Annotated in this window: 20 protein-coding genes and 1 riboswitch; of the genes, 5 read left to right on the forward strand and 15 right to left on the reverse strand. The window is 43.8% G+C overall.

The annotated features are described in order from the left end of the window. Positions 1-161 precede the first annotated feature (161 nt). The 6 genes from CTT30_RS08925 to CTT30_RS08950 form a co-directional block, all read right to left on the reverse strand. Positions 162-1364 (reverse strand): maltoporin LamB, encoded by a 1203-nt coding sequence (locus CTT30_RS08925; RefSeq protein WP_252034790.1) that lies wholly within the window; start codon positions 1362-1364, stop codon positions 162-164. 316 nt (positions 1365-1680) lie between these two features. Then, a complete protein-coding gene (locus tag CTT30_RS08930; protein WP_252036631.1) occupies positions 1681-2196 on the reverse strand; it encodes a lipocalin family protein in 516 nt (171 codons plus the stop codon). Between the two features lie 99 nt (positions 2197-2295). Beyond that, positions 2296-2721: a hypothetical protein gene (locus CTT30_RS08935; protein ID WP_239866033.1), complete on the reverse strand. Its 426-nt coding sequence runs from the start codon at positions 2719-2721 to the stop codon at positions 2296-2298. Between the two features lie 128 nt (positions 2722-2849). After that, on the reverse strand, positions 2850-3185 hold the full coding sequence (locus tag CTT30_RS08940; RefSeq protein ID WP_252034792.1) for a zinc ribbon domain-containing protein YjdM: 336 nt from the start codon (positions 3183-3185) through the stop codon (positions 2850-2852). Positions 3186-3330: 145 nt separating this feature from the next. After that, positions 3331-3729 (reverse strand): VOC family protein, encoded by a 399-nt coding sequence (locus CTT30_RS08945; protein ID WP_252034794.1) that lies wholly within the window; start codon positions 3727-3729, stop codon positions 3331-3333. Between the two features lie 165 nt (positions 3730-3894). After that, positions 3895-4413, reverse strand: a complete 519-nt coding sequence (locus CTT30_RS08950; protein ID WP_239866027.1) for a hypothetical protein — start codon at positions 4411-4413, stop codon at positions 3895-3897. A 280-nt stretch (positions 4414-4693) separates the two neighbouring features. Here CTT30_RS08950 and CTT30_RS08955 point away from each other — a divergent pair, with 280 nt between their 5' ends. Next, positions 4694-5656: an integron integrase gene (locus CTT30_RS08955; protein WP_252034796.1), complete on the forward strand. Its 963-nt coding sequence runs from the start codon at positions 4694-4696 to the stop codon at positions 5654-5656. 5 nt (positions 5657-5661) lie between these two features. Here CTT30_RS08955 and CTT30_RS08960 read toward each other — a convergent pair whose 3' ends face one another. The 4 genes from CTT30_RS08960 to CTT30_RS08975 all read right to left on the reverse strand — a co-directional run bounded on the left by CTT30_RS08960 (position 5662) and on the right by CTT30_RS08975 (position 8915). Then, positions 5662-6051 (reverse strand): ribosome recycling factor family protein, encoded by a 390-nt coding sequence (locus CTT30_RS08960; RefSeq protein WP_252034798.1) that lies wholly within the window; start codon positions 6049-6051, stop codon positions 5662-5664. A gap of 49 nt (positions 6052-6100) precedes the next feature. Further along, complete coding sequence (locus tag CTT30_RS08965; protein ID WP_239876050.1) at positions 6101-7873, reverse strand: putative bifunctional diguanylate cyclase/phosphodiesterase; 1773 nt, start codon at positions 7871-7873, stop codon at positions 6101-6103. A gap of 133 nt (positions 7874-8006) precedes the next feature. Then, positions 8007-8738, reverse strand: a complete 732-nt coding sequence (locus tag CTT30_RS08970; protein WP_239866023.1) for a chromosome partitioning protein ParA — start codon at positions 8736-8738, stop codon at positions 8007-8009. A gap of 18 nt (positions 8739-8756) precedes the next feature. Beyond that, positions 8757-8915 carry a hypothetical protein gene (locus CTT30_RS08975; RefSeq protein ID WP_171360678.1) on the reverse strand — a complete coding sequence of 53 codons (159 nt, stop codon included), beginning with the start codon at positions 8913-8915 and terminating at the stop codon, positions 8757-8759. A gap of 282 nt (positions 8916-9197) precedes the next feature. Between CTT30_RS08975 and CTT30_RS08980 the strand changes: the two genes are divergently transcribed. Further along, complete coding sequence (locus CTT30_RS08980) at positions 9198-9536, forward strand: YggL 50S ribosome-binding family protein (RefSeq protein ID WP_252034800.1); 339 nt, start codon at positions 9198-9200, stop codon at positions 9534-9536. A 45-nt stretch (positions 9537-9581) separates the two neighbouring features. On the opposite strand, the gene CTT30_RS08985 is transcribed toward CTT30_RS08980, so the two are convergent. Further along, entirely contained in the window at positions 9582-9824 is a 243-nt protein-coding gene (locus tag CTT30_RS08985; RefSeq protein ID WP_252034802.1) for a hypothetical protein, read from the reverse strand. 449 nt (positions 9825-10273) lie between these two features. Between CTT30_RS08985 and CTT30_RS08990 the strand changes: the two genes are divergently transcribed. Together CTT30_RS08990 and CTT30_RS08995 are read left to right on the forward strand one after the other, a co-directional pair. Then, positions 10274-11827 (forward strand): YncE family protein, encoded by a 1554-nt coding sequence (locus CTT30_RS08990; RefSeq protein WP_252034804.1) that lies wholly within the window; start codon positions 10274-10276, stop codon positions 11825-11827. A 293-nt stretch (positions 11828-12120) separates the two neighbouring features. Next, a riboswitch (glycine riboswitch) is annotated at positions 12121-12225 on the forward strand. Between the two features lie 109 nt (positions 12226-12334). Continuing rightward, positions 12335-13708 carry an alanine/glycine:cation symporter family protein gene (locus CTT30_RS08995; protein WP_252034805.1) on the forward strand — a complete coding sequence of 458 codons (1374 nt, stop codon included), beginning with the start codon at positions 12335-12337 and terminating at the stop codon, positions 13706-13708. A gap of 36 nt (positions 13709-13744) precedes the next feature. On the opposite strand, the gene CTT30_RS09000 is transcribed toward CTT30_RS08995, so the two are convergent. Next, complete coding sequence (locus CTT30_RS09000) at positions 13745-14359, reverse strand: LysE family translocator (RefSeq protein ID WP_252036632.1); 615 nt, start codon at positions 14357-14359, stop codon at positions 13745-13747. A gap of 266 nt (positions 14360-14625) precedes the next feature. On the opposite strand from CTT30_RS09000, the gene CTT30_RS09005 reads away from it, so the two are divergent. Next, on the forward strand, positions 14626-16110 hold the full coding sequence (locus CTT30_RS09005) for a carboxypeptidase M32 (RefSeq protein WP_252034807.1): 1485 nt from the start codon (positions 14626-14628) through the stop codon (positions 16108-16110). 30 nt (positions 16111-16140) lie between these two features. On the opposite strand, the gene CTT30_RS09010 is transcribed toward CTT30_RS09005, so the two are convergent. The 3 genes from CTT30_RS09010 to CTT30_RS09020 form a co-directional block, all read right to left on the reverse strand. Continuing rightward, a complete protein-coding gene (locus CTT30_RS09010) occupies positions 16141-16698 on the reverse strand; it encodes a thiamine phosphate synthase (RefSeq protein ID WP_252034809.1) in 558 nt (185 codons plus the stop codon). 178 nt (positions 16699-16876) lie between these two features. After that, complete coding sequence (locus CTT30_RS09015; RefSeq protein WP_252034812.1) at positions 16877-17608, reverse strand: DUF3726 domain-containing protein; 732 nt, start codon at positions 17606-17608, stop codon at positions 16877-16879. Further along, the gene (locus CTT30_RS09020; protein WP_252034814.1) at positions 17605-19341 is read right to left on the reverse strand and encodes a hypothetical protein; all 1737 of its coding nucleotides are present in this window, start codon (positions 19339-19341) and stop codon (positions 17605-17607) included. The genes CTT30_RS09015 and CTT30_RS09020 overlap by 4 nt, the downstream gene beginning before the upstream one ends. Between the last annotated feature and the right edge of the window lie 73 nt (positions 19342-19414).

The raw sequence follows: 19414 nt of genomic DNA on the forward strand, positions 1-19414 counted from the left end.
GTTAAGGTGTAGCCAAACAATTGAGACTTAGCGAAAAACTAATGGTACAGCAATGATGTGATATTAAGAAAGAAGTGAGATTTGAGAAGAGCTACCTTGAAGAGTTTAGGCGGGATAATTCTATCCCGCCCAGCAAGAAAAATCAGTCGATTACGAAGCGCTTACCACCAAGCTTCTACCTGCATACCGACACTGATTTCTGTGTCCTTACCTGTACCAAAAGCATTATCATTTTCTGCATCATTCAGATAAGTAGCAAATACGCGAATCTCAGGTCGAGACCAAAAACCCGCTTTAGGTACCCAAGCCTGTGCAACAGTAAACTTACTACCTGCACTATCTATGTTATTAATCTTTTCTGAGAAACCACCAATTTCTAGAATGGTACGCATTCTATCTGTCCATTTGTATAGCGGACGAACTACCACGCTGAGTGTGGAATCATCCGTCGCAGTACCATCCACATCTGTGGCTGCGGCATAACGGATAGAGTGACCAAATTCAATTTTGTCTCCAACAGAAATAACACCCCAGTTGATCAGGCGGTAACCTTTCGCATCGTTGTTTGCAGCGTCACGCACCAGACCATTACCATGACCAAATGTCGTCATTTGCTCCGCGTAACCAGAGTTCGCTAACTGTAGGATTGTTTTGTTGAAACCATTGTCCAGTGATTGTTGAAGGCTTGCCGTAAACATCAGGCTGTTGTCGGCATCCAGTGATTGACCACTACGTTCGTTACCCGCGTGATAATCCAAGCCCACTTCCAGATCTGCATTTTCCCACATTGGGATACCAGCGTATCGAACATCGGCAATAACAGCCGTCGTTTCCTGACCATCATCTAAGTCACCAGCCACAGTATCTTGTAGAAGCGCAACGGACAGCTTACCCGGCCCCATATTAATGTGTTCAACACCACCACCGATACCGCTGACGTCCCAGTAGTAGTTATCTACGATATGAACGTCGTGACGTTGGTAGTAACGCTCACCCGCCCAGATAGTAATGTCTTTATCTTCAAATAAACCTGTTGCCTGAACGTTCAACTGTGCTAACTCAACACTGCGATCTTTGGAGTTTTCATCTTGCCCTTCCCAGTATTTAAGCATCGAGTCAACCACAAAGGAGACTTCGTCTTCTGCATAGACTTCTTTTTTCAGGCCAAACTCACCATACAGATCATCTTCGTTACCAAGACGACCGACCTTGTTCACTTCCCATTTGCTGTTAGAACCGCCCTCATTACTTAGCCCGACTCCACCACGCATGTAGCCGTAAAATTCGACGGGAGAAGTGGCGGCTAATGTGCTGGTTGATAGAATGGCAACAGAAAGTGCACTGGCAATAGGTAATAGTTTCATAATTCTTTCCTTGTAGCGTAAAGCTCAATTGATTCACTCAAGTTTGTATATTTTATGATTTATGGGAACAATCCCATGGGACCGATCCCATCCTGGAGTGATAATTTAATCAAGGAAAGCAATCAGCACGATTATTGTGATCGGCATAACTATTAGTCTTATTAATAAGTGAGCTAGTTATCGGTTTGACAATAGAGCGGCTGAATAAGAAAACCGCTCAATTTCATTCAAAGAGAAATAGAGGACAATGGAGAAAACAAGTAGAAAAACCAATTAAGCATTGATTTTAAATAGAAAAGTTTAAAGCAAGTGAATACTATTTGTGCTCAACAAAAATAAGCCGGTTCGTGTCAAACCCTTTCTCTTTGGCCATAGCAACAAACTTGTTGATGACATCTTGCTCTACTGAAGCGGTGCGAGCTAACAACCATAGGTAATTATTATTAGGCCCAGACACAAAGGCGTAATCGTAATTTTCTTTCTCAAGCTCAAAAACAATGTATGAGCCATAAAATGGCCCAAAGAATGACACTTTTAGATAGCCTTGAGCTGCGCTTCGAACAAAATACGCCTTGCCTTCCGCTTCTTTCCATTCGCTAAGCTCTTCGGAAAAACCGCGGTTAATCACTTTAATACCCCCATCATGCTTTAAGCGATACTCTGCGGTAACTTGGCTAAGCCCTTTCTCGAAAGAATGATCGAGCCTTGCAATCTCATACCATTTTCCCAAATACCTATCGATATTAAAGCCTTGGACAGGTTTCACATCTTTCGGCATTCCTAAACAGCCGCTGATAAAAAGTACCGCTAGCAAAAAAATTACTCTGTTCATCATATCTCGCAGTCGTTTATAACCTTGTTGTAAAAATCACAAACCTTTTAGTGCCAATAAAGGATCACTTAGATATGAAAGGGAATAGGATTAAAAAGTTCACATGATACATTCTTGTGACAATTTGGCTTGTTCAACCCCATTCTCAATCAAAGCGATAGCATCTTCACTATTCACAGACGACAACAATTGATCTACTAGTTCAGAAGCGGTGGTTTCAGAGGAAGTTTCAACCAAACAGCTGTATGCATTTGCAATATGCTCCTTAGCTTGGGTCAAAGCTTCTGGATTATCAAAATCAACGCTGATGGCCTCCTCTATAGATGTCGCCATTTCTTTAGCAGACTCAGTTGCAGCGCCAAGCTGATCAAGGTTTAACTTATCCAAGTCAATTGACTCCACTTGCTGCTGAATATCATCCACCGCTTTATTGGCGGCTTCTTGCGCTTGATCGATGGCTTTCGTTGCATCATCACAACCAATTAGAGCCCCTAGCATCACAATTAAGCTCACTGTTTTCTTCATGAATAACCTTTTTAGCCTTGTATGTTGTTAGACAATCTTAAAACAACATGAATCTCGAGCAAACAGGAATAAGGTAACGGATTGTTGATGAGCTTTTCTCCAAGTAATGCGTTTAATCCATGGTCGGATTAAGCCTTCTTAACAAATTGCGCCGTTACCATCATTTCCCCTGCTCCATCGACTTTACAGTCCAGTTGATGATCCTTGCCATCGACAATACGTCGAATCACTGCTTTCGTACCAATTTTTAAGACCAGTGAGCTTCCCTTCACCTTAAGGTCTTTCGCTAATGTCACCTTATCCCCTTCAGCAAGGAGTGTTCCATTGGCATCTTTCACATTCAAAGTTTCATCTTCCAATACTTCGGCTGGATTCCACTCATAAGCACACTCAGGACAAATCAGATGATCTTGGTCTTGATAAACATACTCAGATTGGCAATTAGGACATGGGGGAAATGACATATTAAAAGACTTCTCTACAATTATTTTTCAATATGATACTGCGAGTTTTAGCTCTAAGCGAGCCATTACCTTTAACAACGAAAAGGCTTTTTAAGCACCCAAAAAGGGGAGACTTAACACATTGATAGTCTCTGAGATGCTTATTTTACAAGCCAGGCCAGAATAGCTCTACTCTAATACCACTTGGGTCGTAACACATAAGATGTTTGGCAGGGCCGGATTTAACAAGCTCAGGACCAAACTCAACCTCAATCCCTGATTTGAGGAACTGCTCTCGTAATTGTTCTAATTGCCCTTCACTTTCAACAAGCAAGGCTAAATGATGTAAGCCGACATTCGTTTTTCGGTCAAACGGAGTAGGGTTAGCAACCTGGGAGGACCATAGCGTCAGCATGATATTGCCATCACTAACAAATATGGCTGGATAATCGGGGTTCCTCTTTACTTCATTCCAACCTAAGTGCTCAATAAAAAACTGAGCACTGGCTTCTAAGTCAGATACGGTTAATCCTACGTGATGTATACCTTTTGTTAATGCTGCCATTTCATTTCCTTATTATGTAAGTTATTGATGAGAAATCATAAAACAACAAAAATTTGCAACAACACACATATTTAAATCAAGTCATTCAATATTTTCGAACAAAGAAATAAACGCTAGCTAGTAAAAAGAGCGCCAACAGGCGCTCTCCATTTAAGTGAAAAGCCCTTAGGCAACTTCTGTCTCTTCTTGGTTCCGCTCATCTACTGGCTCAATCTCAGCATCTCTTAGCTTTTGAATGAGCACAGGCAGATCATTACGATAAAAGCTGGCATTGTAGCCTTGAGCAGCAGATGGTAGAGACTGAACAAACTGACACAATGGCTCGCATGTCACAGTGACGTCATCACTATTATTAGGGACGAGCAACACCTTTTCATTAACCGTCAATAACACGCTTTCTAATGACTGTTCGTAATGTTCTACATTTTCAGGCGTTATCGGCTGAAAAACAAAAAAATAGTTCGGCAATCGAATCATCGTGCTCTCATCCTGCTTGGACAAGGCTCCAGAAAACATCCATTGCTGAGCTTCTGACTTGAATCGCTTTTTCATTTTTTCGACACGCACGGTCAGTGCTTTTTTCGCATCTTGTGCTTCCTTTTTCCGTTTAGCTTCAAAATAGAAGTACAAGGCAAAGAGGGTTAATAAAACAAAAAGGAGCGTAATAAGAATAAAAAAAGGCATGATAATTAGCTTAAAACTAGGTACTGAGTATCTGAAAAATAAAAAGAATTATATAGAATGATTACACTTGGAATCAAAGGTTATTACTCAATTGGTAACATAAAGAGGATATACATAGATAACCAGTATCCAACCACTTCATTTCTTCATGAACAGCTCTACATGTAAACGTCACTTCAAGTACAACATTTTTAACCTTCACAATAAGCCAAAAATCACACTTTTCTGTTCACGGAAGTCGCTATAAAGGTACAGGTCTAAACGAACCGAGGATGATTCAATGCCTGAGAAAAGCCCGTTTCTTAGAGAGGTATGTGAGTATATGAGGTTAAGTGGCTACAGTATTCGTACTGAGAAGTCGTATCTGTACTGGATTCGTTCGTTTATTTTCTTTCACGATAAACGACACCCTCAAGATATGGGCGCGTATGAAGTAACTCAATTCCTATCCTACCTCGCGAACTCTCGTAATGTGGCCATAAATACACAAAAGGTGGCACTTAACGCGCTGGTTTTCCTCTATCAGAGCTATTTAAAAATTGATTTAGGGGATTTGGGGTTTAGCTTAGCCAGTAAGCAGAGACAGTTACCGATTGTATTGACGCCGAGTGAAATTAAGCAAATCCTTTCTTATCTAGATGGAAAAGAAAAACTGATTATTGAATTACTTTATGGAAGTGGGTTAAGAATCTCAGAGTGTCTAAGGCTTCGGGTACAAGATATCGATTTAAACAACTTGTCTATTACCGTGAGGGATGGAAAAGGCAAGAAAGACCGTCAGACATTACTCAGCCATCAGTGTGTTAGTCAGTTACACCAACAAATAGATGCAGCTAAAAAGTTACAGCTAGCTGACAACCAGCATGGTATTGGCCCATCTTTACCAAATGCACTGCATAGAAAGTATCCTAACGCGTTTCAACAACTCGGCTGGATGTTTATCTTCCCCTCACCTTCTATTTCTCACAACCCACACAATCACCGCCCTTCTAGGCACCACCTTCACAGCAGTGTCGTTAGAAAAACCTTGAGTCGAGCTGTAGCTAAAGCCGATATCAACAAAAAGGTATCATGCCACACATTTCGCCATAGCTTTGCGACACACCTACTGCAGGCTGGCAGAGACATTCGCAGTGTTCAAGAGCTGTTGGGTCATAACGACGTTAAGACGACACAGATCTACACCCATGTGATAGGCCAGCACTACGCGGGCACAATAAGCCCATTAGATCACCTCAACTAGTTCGCTCATAATACGTTTAGAGCAAACCGAGCGCTACGTGCTTCCGACAGAGAGCATCCGGTTTGCTCCATCAATTCATTTAAGGTGATAGCAGAGTTAGAACGCAATAAGTACTCAAGCTGTGCAGCAAGAGACTCACAAGGCGGTGCATGGAAATCAATAAACGCTTCTAGTTTGTTCAACACAAACTCTAAATTCGATGCATGCTGATATAAAAAATTGACCAGATCACGTAATGCTTCAGGTTCGCCAATCAGTTGCCAATCTCTAGACCGACGAATGCGCTTTAGCTCACAGTGATGTTGTTTGGCGATGACACGTAACTGTTTGTTCTGTTCACTACCAATCCGACGAATCAGCGAAGGGAGGGGAATAATCAGCTTATCGGTAGGCATCTAGTATCTCAATTGGATAACACTGGGGCACTGTAACCTACTCTGATATTTATGCCGAGGCTTTATTAGCACTCACATTAAACAAAGAGAAAAATTCTTTACCAGACAGGGGTTGAGAAAACAGATAACCTTGATATTCATCACATCGCTCCTGACGAAGAACCTCCAGTTGATCTTCATCCTCTATTCCTTCTGCGACCACTTTAATGTTTAAACTGTGCCCCATCTGCACTATCGTTCTCAGCAACATTCTGTCGGAATCGTGAATTGCACAATCATCAACAAAACACTTATCAATTTTTAATACATCAACCGGAAGTTGCTTCAGATACTTCAAGCACGAGTATTCCACACCGAAATCATCAATCGCAATTGAGATCCCCAACGCTCGCAGTTGTCCACAAATATCCGTCACACTCTCAGGATCTTTCATCAATGTGGACTCCGTGATCTCAATCTGCAATAAGTGGGAAGGCAGTTGCACTTCTCTAAGAATTTCACAGATCACTTTAAACAAATCGGTGTGAGCAAACTGTACATTGGACACATTTACCGACACACAGATATCAATCCCCTCATCATGCCAAGCTTTAATTTGCTTACAGGCTTCACGTAAAATCCAGTGCCCTAAGGGAACTATCTGCGCTGTTTTCTCAGCAACCGGAATAAATTCCGCTGGCGTTATCGCCCCTAACTGTGGGTGTTTCCATCGAATCAGAGCTTCCGCACCAACCACTTCCGACGTGGTCGTAGAAACTTTCGGCTGATAACAAAGCACAAATTGATCTTTGGCTAACGCTTCTTTAATTTCTGTTTCTATCTGATGCTGGCGAATCGTCTCATTCAGCAAGGCTTCATCAAACCAGCACACTGTACCCGCTCCTTCCGAGCGCGCTTTGTACAATGCAAAATCGGCATTTTTAATCCAAACATCGGTACTTTCAGAGGCGTCTCTCGCAAAAGCGACGCCAATGCAAAACCCAAGCCTATGACTGGTATTATCTATGTTAAATAAGGTTTTTTTGTGCCTCACAAGAATCTCGACTACTTCATCAAGCACCAGTTCCACCCCAGTGGACTCAACCATAAGAACAAACTCATCTCCCCCCAACCGATACAGTTTTCCATAGCCACCAACTAATTGCTTAATATGATTAGCAAACGCCACCAACAACACATCACCATGACGATACCCCAAACGGTCATTCACATTCTTAAACCCTTCAAGACCAATATGCAGCAAGCCAAAATGGTCAGCATTGCTGGCATTGACTTGTTTAATATCACTGTAAAAAGCGTGCAAGTTTGGCAGTTTAGTTAGATAGTCAGTGACACTCTCTTTCTTGTAGGTAAGTGCTTGTTCTCGTGCTTTAACATAGAAATATGACATCACGGTCAATGCAATGGTAATAGCACTGACTTCGGTAGCCACTTCGACGAATAACTCGAAGTCAGTGGTCGTTAATTGGTAAAGATATCCATTGATGAGCGCCGCTCCCACCGCGATCGGCCACAAAGAACCTGGGAACAATACGATGTAGCACAAAGGAATGAGCATTAAACTATCTCGGATGGAAGCTACATCAAACGGTTCAATCAGACCGCCGACTAAGAACATAGCCACACCAGAGAATGAAAATAAATGTCGAAGTGTTAAATCAGACGAGATTAAAGACAGTATCATTAGTATCGGGAATAAGAAGAAGATCCTCGACCAAGTGTGATCCTGATTGACTAGGCTATAAGACACAACCCCTACAGCACAAAGAAAAGCAAGGTTGGCAATAATTTGAAACCACTCTGTACTGTTATTCTTATGCACACCGCTTCCTTACTGCATTAGCAACGTTAACTACCTCACCTCTTAAAATTAGTAATAAAATGTTTTCTTGCCCACTTTAGGCGTAAAAAAACCTCTCATAAGAGAGGTTTCATATCAAGTTCGTTAGACTTGACTATAAGCCTAGCTCGTCAGTCAACGCTTTCATCTGCTTGAGATCCATTTGATGTACCCTGATCATCTGATTGACCTGACTTAAACGAGAGTTGGCTTCATCTTGCTTGTCACATGAGTCAGATTTTGCTTCCCAAGAAGTTCCCGCCAGATACAAATCACAGTCTTTTTTGAGTTGCTTGATTTTAGGCTCCAGCTCTTCCCGCTCTTTTTCTAATGCTTCCAGTTCCTGCTTAACTTTGAGCTCTTGTTGGAATAACTCTCGTGACCGCTCAAACATCGTGGCTTGCATATCAGCCTGTCGATTCAGTTGATTATTCTCTCGGTTCGCTTCAGCAATCTTCTGCTTCTGCTGATTGAGTTGCTCTTCAAGAGATAAATTGACTTTCTCAAGCTCCGACACTTCAGAACGTAGCGCTGCCAGAGCCGCTTCATGCTCTTGTTGCTGCTCATCAATGGCTTGCTGAAGTTTAACGGCAATTTCATCATCGACTTTCGCAACCTTAACTTCGACTTGGTTCACGAGTTGTTTCTTATCTTCAACCAGTGACTGATACTTTTCTTCCAGCCCATCATATGCTTTTTGCCATTTATCAGCCGTAACAACGGCTCCGGCAAGGCCGCCTAACGCTAGCCCTATGACACCTGCAATGACAATATACAAATAGCTGCGCTTGTCCCGTTCTTCGATGACCACAACATCATCATTCTCAACTTCAGACTCGTTGTTCAATTCTTTGCTCCTACAGATTTAGCGCATGAGTTCCGTAACCACTAATGTCGTGGTATAAACTAAAAAGCCAGAGACCAGTGTTATGACGACGTATTTTTGCAGTTTTTCATTGGTTCTATATCGTATCAGCACAAACGCTAACGCCACCAAAAAAACTATAGCAATCAATCTTGTCATACCCTCTCCTTAGCCAGACTCTGCGAGAACCTCAATAGCCTGTTAACTCATTCATTTATACCATTTTTTAAGAGCGTTGGGTCAGAGTTCAGTTTGTTTTACACCCATTTGATTCAATTATATACATTCCCATTCCAGTTTCGTTATGTGATATCAAGCTAATCGTAACAAAACACAACCTTTTCAGTCTAAACGGCTAAGACTAGGCTTTAACAGAATTAAATTTGGGCCTGCATCAAATATAAGGTATAACGAACTATCTCGAAAGTTTGAGGCAAAATAATGAAACCATATAAGTTAGAAAATAAGAAACGCCGTATCCAGAAGAAGCTATTTTTGGGTGAGTTCGCGATGCTTGGCTTTGAAATCAGCTGTGAAACAACGATCACTGACTTTGATAGCTACGACGCGTTTGTTGACGAGTTCATTGATTACATCGATGCACTTGGATTGAGTTTTGGTGGAGGTGGCCTAGAGTTGTTTGAAGGCTTTATTTGTCACTCAGAAAGATATCAAAGCGTAACAGAAGAGCAGCAAGCCAAAGTTGCTGCATGGCTTGATGCGCGAGCTGATGTGAAATCAGTGCAGGTGAGCGAGCTGGTTGACGCGAACTACTTCTAAGCTTTGCAGTAGCGCCCTACTCAGGGCGCTATTACTATGTCATATCTATTTCACTTCCAAACCTAGATTGTATTGCGCCAAGCATCGGGTGACATAACTCACTTTCAAAAACGCAGCTATTACGATGGTACTGATATGCGCCGCAATTTGAGCATTCAGGCTGAAGGCGTTAGCGTATGGATAAGAAATCATCACGCTGACCACCAGTGCGAGAAAAGTGACAACCAGTCCAATATTTGAAACAGTCAAAAGTGTTTTAAATGCGGTGCGAGTTGGTTGAGCAAACATAGGGACCTCACTAGATTATTTTGTTTTTCTCTCTACATAGCATTCTTCCTGCCAACTTTAAAAATCCTATATAATCAATAAAATAAAAATGCCATCAAGTTAATAGGAGTCAATAAGACACAACAATAACAAAGTCAAAAAGACACTAAATAGTCATTTCATTTAAACTCAATTTAAAACCCTCAACACACTCCATCCAATAGTTTTTCAATCAAATAAAACTCAATAATTTTAATTAGTTAAAATTTCATATATATCAATTAGTATAAATACTCGAAATGCTATTGATATGCCAATTAATTTATATGTAGTATGGCTTCTTCAGAGCAACGAGATCTAACTTTTCTCATGCTTTGATATTCATCGAGAGCTTAAGTTAGTCCGCAGTCAACTTGTTGTAAGTCTCATTCCGCCATGAATTCCTACTTCATTAGTGAGGAGAGACCTCCATGCGATATTTAGCTTTATTCGCTGCCTTATTTTCATTAATTACAAATGCATCACCCAATTTTCCTGATTTATCCGATTATCAAAAAATCGACAAAGTAGCAGGAACAACATCACTTTCGCGTAACGTCGGCGTCATCGGAAACCAAATTATTTTTAAAGATTTTGGCGTTTGGAAGTTTGGTCCAAAGCTTCCGGTTACCGGCAGTGGGAGTACCGATAAGTACGTCTACAACACAGACCGCTTTATTGCTATCGGTTCCAGCTCTGAGCAAAAAATTTGGCTGTACGAGCGCGAGAACGCATTCAAACCGAACTGGACGCTATCTAGCACAATTGAATTGCCGGACGACGTTGATCCACAACTTTCTCAATTTGGTGAGTCTGTTTACCTCGATGACCAGCTACTCACAATTTCCGATCCCACGCAAGGGAGCATTTACGTATACCTCAGAAACTCTGGGGAATGGCAACTGGTCGATAAACTAGACGTCAATAGCTTACCCGACCCTTCTCTTCGTTCTTTAGGCTTTACTGTTCGCCGTTATGCAAATGAGTTGTACATCAGTGAATCTTCGGCAGAGCGTATCTTTATTTTCCGAAGTAGAGATCTTAATACCTGGCACCTAGATGATATCATTGAGTCACCAGATAAAACCCCAACTCGATCCAGTGAGTTTGGTTTCGCCTTTGACGTGAATAAACACTTTTTAGTCGTAAGTAGCTACACAACATCGTACGTGCATGTCTTCATGAGACGTCACCCGTACGAGTCTTGGAGCCTACAGCAAACGATCAAGCAAGCGGATATCGATACCGAAACAGGTTATTTCGGCCATGATGTGGAGCTAGATCGTACCACCTTCATGATCGGTGATGACGCACTAGGTAAAGTTTATCGTTTCGATATCCAAAAAGGTAAAGAGTTATCTTGGCAACTAGCTGACATCTTTCAGACTGGGAACGGAAGCAGTCGATATGGCTCCAGTTTTGGATTTGAATCGGGCACTTTATTGATTGGTGATATTAGTAATTCGCACCTATTTACGCGCCCTACTTCAAAAGTGAACATTGAAGGATATGTGTATTCTCAGGATGGTATCCCCGTTCAAAACGCAGACGTAAGGGGTTACTTCTCCATCGCTAAAACAGATGCTAATGGCGCATACACTTTACCTGTACCAAGAGGTTGGAGTGGCAGCCTTTACGCGGAAAAATTTGCTGGGAGGATGACTTACACCAGTCAAACCATTGATCTCAGTCGCACATATCAAGATGTCACACTCGAAGACTTTACTATTTCAGAGCCGATTATGTTTTCTACCACCATTTACATCTCGGGACGCTGCCGCGATACTGAAATGTACATAGAGGAAATTCCTAGAGGAGATCAAGATAATGTCTCTAGTCGATTTATTCAATTTGATCTTCGCTATGGTACGAGCGGCACTTTAACGCCTGTCTCTGAAATCTGTGACGTTACTCCCGCGCAAATTGAGTATGACTTCGTGGATGACAATGCAAGATATAGCGTCAATGCACGACACAAAGAATAATCCTTTAACTGAGCCTCTAAATTTATTAGAGGCTCTTCCATACCTCACATTTCCAATCGTTTCCCCACCTTGTAGAACATGCAAAATAATTATTGAATTACACAAAAATAATGATAGAGTTCACACGTTGACAGCAACCAGTGCTATCAACCAACTTTTGCTTAATTTACGAGCAATCGTTCCAATGAAGACTGCAGGAGAGTGGTTATTTACCAAGTTTTAACATTTGGACAAAATAACCTACCGAAGAAGTAAATCTTTCAGGTGCTGTGAAAACAGCGAGGACTGTAGTTGGAGGAACCTCTGGAGAGAACCGTTAAATCGGTCGCCGAAGGAGCAAGCTTCATACTATCAATGTGTGTAGTGAAACTCTCAGGCAAAAGGACAGAGGAGTGAAAAGAACAACCTAGCTATGATCGCTTTTCTGCCTGTAGCGTTTGTTGAGACTTGTCGTCTCTACCCTTTCACTCTTCTCCTTAGTAATGCTTTATCAATTAAGGGGAAATCATGGATAACCTTCAATCTTTACTTAAAACTATCGACGGCTTTGTCTGGGGCCCACCACTGCTTATCCTGTTAGTGGGGACCGGTGTCTACTTTACTTTTCGCTTAGGCTTACTTCAGTTTCGACACCTACCGACTGCACTGAAAATGGTTTTCAGCAAAGATGATTCTAAAAAACCAGGTGATGTTTCAAGCTTCGCCGCTCTTTGTACCGCGCTTTCTGCCACCATTGGTACAGGTAATATTGTTGGTGTTGCAACCGCAATAAAACTTGGTGGTCCGGGTGCACTATTCTGGATGTGGCTTGCTGCTCTGTTCGGAATGGCGACCAAATACGCAGAATGCTTATTAGCCGTTAAATACCGCAAGGTAGATGACAAAGGCCAGATGGTTGGCGGACCAATGTACTACCTCCAATATGGAGTGGGTTCACGTACGCTCGCTTCACTATTCGCCTTCTTCGCTTTGGGTGTTGCCTGCTTCGGTATTGGTACTTTCCCTCAGGTAAACGCAATTCTAGACGCCAGCCAGATCTCTTTTGGCGTGCCGCGCGAAGCATCCGCTGTGGTACTAACGTTACTAGTGGCGTTTGTCACGCTGGGTGGTATTCAGTCAATTGCTAAAGTTGCAGGCAAAGTCGTTCCAACGATGGCGCTGTTCTACGTATTGGCTTGTTTGAGCGTGATTGTCATCAACAGCGATCAACTGTTCAATGCTATCGAGCTGGTTCTGGTGTCTGCTTTCACACAAACGGCGGCAACAGGTGGCTTCCTTGGTGCGAGCATCATGCTAGCCATCCAATCGGGTATTGCTCGTGGTGTCTTCTCTAACGAATCTGGTCTTGGTAGTGCTCCCATGGCAGCAGCGGCTGCGAAAACCGATTCGTGTGTGAGACAAGGTCTGATTTCGATGACAGGTACCTTTTTCGATACCATCATCATTTGTACGATGACAGGCCTTGCACTGATCCTGACTGGAGCCTGGCAAAGTGACTTTGCCGGTGCAGCGATGACGACTCACGCTTTTGCTGTTGGCCTGAATGCCGAAACGCTTGGCCCTATTCTGGTCTCTGTTGGCTTGATCTTCTTCGCCTTCACAACCATTCTGGGTTGGAACTACTATGGTGAGCGCTGTGTCGTATTCTTGTTCGGTACCAAAGCCGTTCTGCCATACAAGGTTATCTTCCTTGCTTTGGTGGCATCAGGCGCTTTCCTACACCTAGATATGATTTGGATTATCGCTGATATCGTTAACGGCTTGATGGCGGTGCCTAACCTGATCGGTTTGATCTTGCTCCGCCATGTCGTGATTGAAGAGACAAAAGCGTATTTCTCAGCCGCTGTCGATAACTTAAAGCAACCTCAGATGCAGAGCTAACCAATAAAAAAAACAGCGGCTTAAGCCGCTGTTTTTTTATTCTTCCACTATAAGTTTAACACCTAGACCCACGAGAACCACTCCCGTTGTTGCTTCCATCCGGCGCATAAACTTAGGACTTTTCAGCAAGTTCTTCGCTGAGTTTAAAGTACCTGCCAAGCCACATTGCCAAATCATGGCAATCACAAAGTGGATAGCCGCCATCATACTGGATTGCAAAAATGCCGAGCCCTCAGGATTTATAAACTGCGGCAAGAACGCGAGATAGAAAACTGCTGTTTTCGGGTTGAGAATATTTGACAGAAAGCCTTCTCGGAGAGAGCGTTTCATATCCAGATTATGCGTATGAGACTCCATATTCGACAGAGCCACATCACCTCTCCAGACCTCTCTTAAAGTAGTCGCCCCCAGCCATATAAGATAAGCGGCACCAACCATCTTTACTGCATTAAACAGTTCTGCCGACTGAGCCAAAATGGCGGAGATACCAATTGCAGAAAACGTCGCGTGGACAAACAGACCTAAACAAATACCTAGACTGGTGGCAACGCCATCTTTCACTCCACCTCGGGAAGAATTGCGTAGCACCAGCACAGTGTCCAGACCCGGTGTTAGCGTTAAAATGGTAATGGCGATCAGAAACGCTTCCATATTGTTAATCACATCTACTCCTTTCTATGCCTCTTCTCGAATTCATCGAGGTCATTTGATAACCCTCTTCTATCATCAAAACGTCAGTGAATAAACAACGAAACGGAATTCTTTTCCGACACGCCAATAACATTTAAATCACTAAATGCTAGAAATAGTGTGATTTAACTGAGACCCCATTCAAAGGATACAACCGGATAGTACTTGGTCTGACTAAGCGAGGTTGATACACTTTCCTTCTCCTAAATAGTCACGGAAGGCGACCCATGAGCGCATTCGAAAAACTCAAAGCACATTCTAAAAAAATCTCTCATTTCAACCACCTTGCTTCTATTTGTGGTTGGGACCAAGCCGCGGTTATGCCTAGCGGCGGTAACCAAGCTCGCTCTGAAGCCATGGCGGAACTCTCGGTTCATATTCACGGCCTTCATACTCAACCTCAACTGGCAGACTGGTTTGCAGAAGCCGAAGGTGAATCACTCAATACAGATGACAAGGCGACACTTCGCGAGTTGAAACGCCAGTGGCAGCAAGCCAATCTTCTCCCAGAAGAATTGGTGCAAGCTAAATCCCTTGCAGGTTCCAAATGTGAACATGCATGGCGTACACAGCGTGGTGACAATGACTGGGTTGGGTTCGAGAAGAACTGGGCTGAGGTAGTGAAACTTTCTCAGGAAGAAGCGCAAATCCGAGCAGAAGCAAACGGACTCACTCCATACGATGCCATGTTGGATATCTACGAGCCCGGCACCAGCTCCGCTTCCCTAGACACCTTGTTTAGCAATGTGAAAAGTTGGTTGCCAGAACTTATCGATGAAGTGATTGAAAAGCAGTCTTCTGAGCAGTTTATTCAACCAAAAGGTAAATTCGCGACAGATAAGCAGAAAGCACTCGGTCTCGAAGTGATGAAGCTACTGCAGTTCGACTTTGAACATGGTCGTTTGGATGAGAGTGTACACCCATTCTGTGGCGGTGTGCCATCGGATGTACGAATTACAACTCGCTACGATGAAAACGAGTTTGTTCAGTCGCTGATGGGGATTGTGCACGAAACGGGTCACGCTCGTTATGAACAGGGACTACCAAAATCTCTTGCTGGATTACCTTCTGGTGAGGCTCGCTCTATGGGTATTCACGAGTCACAATCGCTATTTTTTGAAATGCAGGTCGGGCGCAGCGACGCCTTTATCGCTCATCTGGCAGGTTTTGCGGCCAAGCATTTCGATGGCCATAACCCAGCGCTATTCTCGCAGGAAAATTTCCACAAGCTCTACACTCGCGTGAAAAAAGACTTCATTCGTGTTGATGCCGACGAGCTTACCTATCCTGCTCACGTTATTCTGCGCTACGAGATTGAGCGCGATCTGATTAACGGTAAGATCAAACACACTGACGTTCCTGAACTGTGGAATGAAAAAATGCAGGCTTACCTTGGACTGTCGACCAAAGACAACTTTAAGAACGGTTGTATGCAAGACATCCACTGGACCGACGGCGCATTCGGCTACTTCCCATCTTACACATTAGGGGCAATGTATGCCGCGCAGTTTATGGCGGCAATGAAGCAAACAGTTGATGTCGATGCGGCCATTCAAGCTGGCGATTTAACGCCAATCTTTAGCTGGCTATCAGACAATATCTGGAGCAAGGGAAGCTTACTCACAACAGATGAGTTAGTGAAGCAAGCAACAGGCGACACTCTCAACGCGCAATTCTTTAAAGATCATCTCAAGAATCGCTACTTAGGCTAAACGCGAAGGCTGGTGAATTCACCAGCTTTTTTATTTCTCAACCTGCCAAAAGTCTGAAACCCCAGCAACGCCGTGCGCACCGTAGCTTTGTGCATGTTCTACGTTATGGGTACTTTGCCCACCGAGGGCAAAGGTTGGCATGTTCGCCAGTTTGGATAGCTCCGCAAAGTGCTGCCAACCAATCGGAGTGGCATCAGGATGAGAGTTCGTCGCTTCCACTGGCGAAATAGTAATGAAGTCACACCCTGCTTGATTCGCCAGCTCAATCTCCTGCTCATTGTGACACGATGCCGCCAAAAATTGCGCGCCGCTGTGACGAATCGACTGAATCAAAGCCTTATCTGAGAGGTCTTTCGAGGTAAGGTGCACGCCATGAAAAGGAGCTAAGTCCGTGCCATCGTAGGAAGCAGAATTGACCAAAACAATCCCTTTCACATAGGGACCAATTACTTGCTTTAGAGACGATAAACTGTACGACTTGGCTCTCAGTTGGCACAAACTGTCAACGCTTTGCAAAGCAAGTAATTGCGCCAACTTATCTAGGCTTTTAGCATCGCTTGTGATGGCGTACTTTGCAGGTAAAAACATTAGCGCCTCTTTTCTCTTCGACAAATTCTGCGAAACAGCCGAAATGTTACTACTTGAGCGCGAGATTTTCACTACCATCGTCATCTGAGCAAAAATAGCGACGCACAGCATCGCTATTTTACTAGCCCTATAGTTCACTGCTTTGGAAGCCAAGGTCTTGACCTTGGCTTTTTTAGTATTAGGCAAGCTCTCCGGCACCTTGCCTTGAACGTTCGCTATTCTCGACCAGAAACACTGTCGCGGTCTGCTTTAGTAATTCCCATTCTTCGTCTTCAACGAAAATGCCCTCTCGCCATGAGGACTGCTGTGCATCGACGAGCTCCTTAGCATCAACATACACCTTGTAGCCTTGCGAACTAGCACTGACATCAAAATCACTTACCGCCAATTCAATCGTCATCGAGTGATAACTTTCTATCGAACCACGGCTCTCTTCTGAGAAATACAGTTCCGGTGCAATATTGCCTTGATTCAAGACGTACAATACATTTTTGGGGCTGGTGCCGTTAGTCCAGCGGGCACGACACGCGATACCTTTGGCTGCCAGCTTCACTAACTCGCTGTACGCCAACCAACGGTTATGGCACTGCTTGAGCTCAATTGTAATGGTTTTAGATTGGACCATTTTCTCCAGCGCAAAATCCAACACGGCAGGTAAGTGACAAGCCACACTGCTATTGTGCAAATCCACCTCTAGACTCTCATCAGAACGTTGCGAAATCAACACCGCGCAGTCAGAGTCTAAGCCAAGAAAACGACTGGCGTTATTAAAGTGACGGACACCATGCAATCCGGCCATTTGTAAATCAGCCACCATATTGGCAATAACATCCGCTTCACCACACAAACGACGTGTGCCTAAGAACGCTTTATTGACTGCTGCTACCAGCTCATTGTGTGACACGATCATAATGCGTTTCCCCCTTGAACCTTGTTCGACTGACGACTCTGGATCTCACTTTCGGTTGGCATTAAAGGGAAAATCCAATTGTCGTTGTACTCTTCTGAGCCGATTTCATCTAACAAAGGCGCACCTTGAAAGAAGGTCACTCGTACCCAGCGGTCTGAGCGAGGATCAAATTTCGTCGCACCAAAGAAAGCCAACTTACAGCGCAGTAAGTGCATAGGCAGTGCATCTTGGCGTAACACATTCATCTGAATATCACCCATCTGCCGATGGCCCAAGGTCCAGACTCGACGCGCAATTGAGCGATACTGAGGGTATTGTAATAGAAACTGAGCCAGTGACATCTCACTCGGCTGCTGAGAGGCTGCGTTAAACAGGCGGTTGACCTGACGACCGATATCAAGCGGCAGCTCTCGGTCTTCACCGGATTCCTCTCCACGAACCCCAAGTCTCGGTTCTTCTTTATCCTCAGAGCGATACCAGAACCAATAGTTGTTCTCTGCCAACGAGTAATCGGCGTCAATCGCCCAGCGATATTTATCGTTTAACACATCAAGCAAATCACCAACACTTTTCCCACTAGCAACAGACAAAGTTTCATCGGTGTTCATCTGATCTTCAAAACGGTTAACCAGTTCGGGATAAAGTTCGATCAAACAAGAAGTGACAATCTCTTGAGTTTCCAAACTGTAGGTCGTCAAACCCTCCATCACACCCTGCCAGTTGGGCTGCTGTGAGGTGATGTTCGCCAGCTCTTTATGAATAAGAGTCAGCTCAGCAATCGCCTGTTGATTCAACGCATCCTGATGCGCATTGATGGTCACGACCTGCTCTAAATGTTTGATGGCTTTATTCAATAACTGACTCAAAGGCCCATGCATCTCTGAATCGCATGGCTTTGCTAAAACCTTCGCTAAAGCACTTTCACGTGCTGTCATCCATTGATCAACGATGCATGGGTGATTAATCAAATAAGGCGCCATTCCCAGCCCAGTGGCATTACCAACACCAAGATAGCGTTGCAGTCCTCGGTCTAGCTCAACTGCATTATTGCCACCTTGCTGACGTGCAAGGTAATGCACCCAATCGAGACTGAACTCACGTAGCAGGTACACAGCACACATCTGTGCACTGAAGGACAGACTGAAGTCCGGATTGTTCTCCAGTAGCTTGAAGTCCGCAATCCCAAACTTACCGTTGCCATACACGGCTGTTGTTCTGAGGATATAACCCACCTGTGCCAGCTCTTCGCCTTGTGGTTGAAGGCCTTTAGCCAGCGCCGAGACAATATGTTCGAACACTCGTACACTTTTATTTGCTCTTGCCAACACCAGCACATTGTTTGGATTGCGACCTGCTTCCTGAAGCGGAACATTGGCACGCAACTGCTCAAGCAAACTCACATCAACATCACCGTAAACCAAGGCAAATGTGACATCCCACCTTTCCGCGATGACTCTGTCATTGCGCTCTTCGTCTGCAATCTGATCACAAAACACCACGAGATGATAAACATGGTGTGGGGTGTTAAGTCGATAAATGACATGGCCAAACCCTTGCGGACAAAGTTGCCAATCATGACGGCTCACCTGCCATTGTTGTCTAGCCATTTTGCGAATCAGACTGCGTACAAAACTGATTCGATTTTGGTGCATAGCTCCTAGCCTTTCTGGCGCCATGACCACCCCTGCATTGCGCAGCGATGTTTCAGTGTAAGTAGAACGATGTGCATCCATTTTGCTCACCACCTGTTGTTATTGTAAGAATGGTTGGAGTGTGCGGATAGCGTCCGCACACTGTTCACGTTAT

This window comes from Vibrio coralliilyticus (genome assembly GCF_024449095.1).
Taxonomy (GTDB): domain Bacteria; phylum Pseudomonadota; class Gammaproteobacteria; order Enterobacterales; family Vibrionaceae; genus Vibrio; species Vibrio coralliilyticus_A.

Coding starts and splice junctions, on each gene's coding strand:
- CTT30_RS09015 (WP_252034812.1), bottom strand. CDS start 17,608: ATGATCGTGTCACACAATGAGCTGGTAGCAGCAGTCAATAAAGCGTTC.
- CTT30_RS08975 (WP_171360678.1), bottom strand. CDS start 8,915: ATGACAAGATTGATTGCTATAGTTTTTTTGGTGGCGTTAGCGTTTGTG.
- CTT30_RS08930 (WP_252036631.1), bottom strand. CDS start 2,196: ATGAACAGAGTAATTTTTTTGCTAGCGGTACTTTTTATCAGCGGCTGT.
- CTT30_RS09010 (WP_252034809.1), bottom strand. CDS start 16,698: ATGTTTTTACCTGCAAAGTACGCCATCACAAGCGATGCTAAAAGCCTA.
- CTT30_RS08925 (WP_252034790.1), bottom strand. CDS start 1,364: ATGAAACTATTACCTATTGCCAGTGCACTTTCTGTTGCCATTCTATCA.
- CTT30_RS08985 (WP_252034802.1), bottom strand. CDS start 9,824: ATGTTTGCTCAACCAACTCGCACCGCATTTAAAACACTTTTGACTGTT.
- CTT30_RS08995 (WP_252034805.1), top strand. CDS start 12,335: ATGGATAACCTTCAATCTTTACTTAAAACTATCGACGGCTTTGTCTGG.
- CTT30_RS08955 (WP_252034796.1), top strand. CDS start 4,694: ATGCCTGAGAAAAGCCCGTTTCTTAGAGAGGTATGTGAGTATATGAGG.
- CTT30_RS08940 (WP_252034792.1), bottom strand. CDS start 3,185: ATGTCATTTCCCCCATGTCCTAATTGCCAATCTGAGTATGTTTATCAA.
- CTT30_RS09000 (WP_252036632.1), bottom strand. CDS start 14,359: ATGGAAGCGTTTCTGATCGCCATTACCATTTTAACGCTAACACCGGGT.
- CTT30_RS08960 (WP_252034798.1), bottom strand. CDS start 6,051: ATGCCTACCGATAAGCTGATTATTCCCCTCCCTTCGCTGATTCGTCGG.
- CTT30_RS08980 (WP_252034800.1), top strand. CDS start 9,198: ATGAAACCATATAAGTTAGAAAATAAGAAACGCCGTATCCAGAAGAAG.
- CTT30_RS08945 (WP_252034794.1), bottom strand. CDS start 3,729: ATGGCAGCATTAACAAAAGGTATACATCACGTAGGATTAACCGTATCT.
- CTT30_RS09005 (WP_252034807.1), top strand. CDS start 14,626: ATGAGCGCATTCGAAAAACTCAAAGCACATTCTAAAAAAATCTCTCAT.
- CTT30_RS09020 (WP_252034814.1), bottom strand. CDS start 19,341: ATGGATGCACATCGTTCTACTTACACTGAAACATCGCTGCGCAATGCA.
- CTT30_RS08950 (WP_239866027.1), bottom strand. CDS start 4,413: ATGCCTTTTTTTATTCTTATTACGCTCCTTTTTGTTTTATTAACCCTC.
- CTT30_RS08935 (WP_239866033.1), bottom strand. CDS start 2,721: ATGAAGAAAACAGTGAGCTTAATTGTGATGCTAGGGGCTCTAATTGGT.
- CTT30_RS08990 (WP_252034804.1), top strand. CDS start 10,274: ATGCGATATTTAGCTTTATTCGCTGCCTTATTTTCATTAATTACAAAT.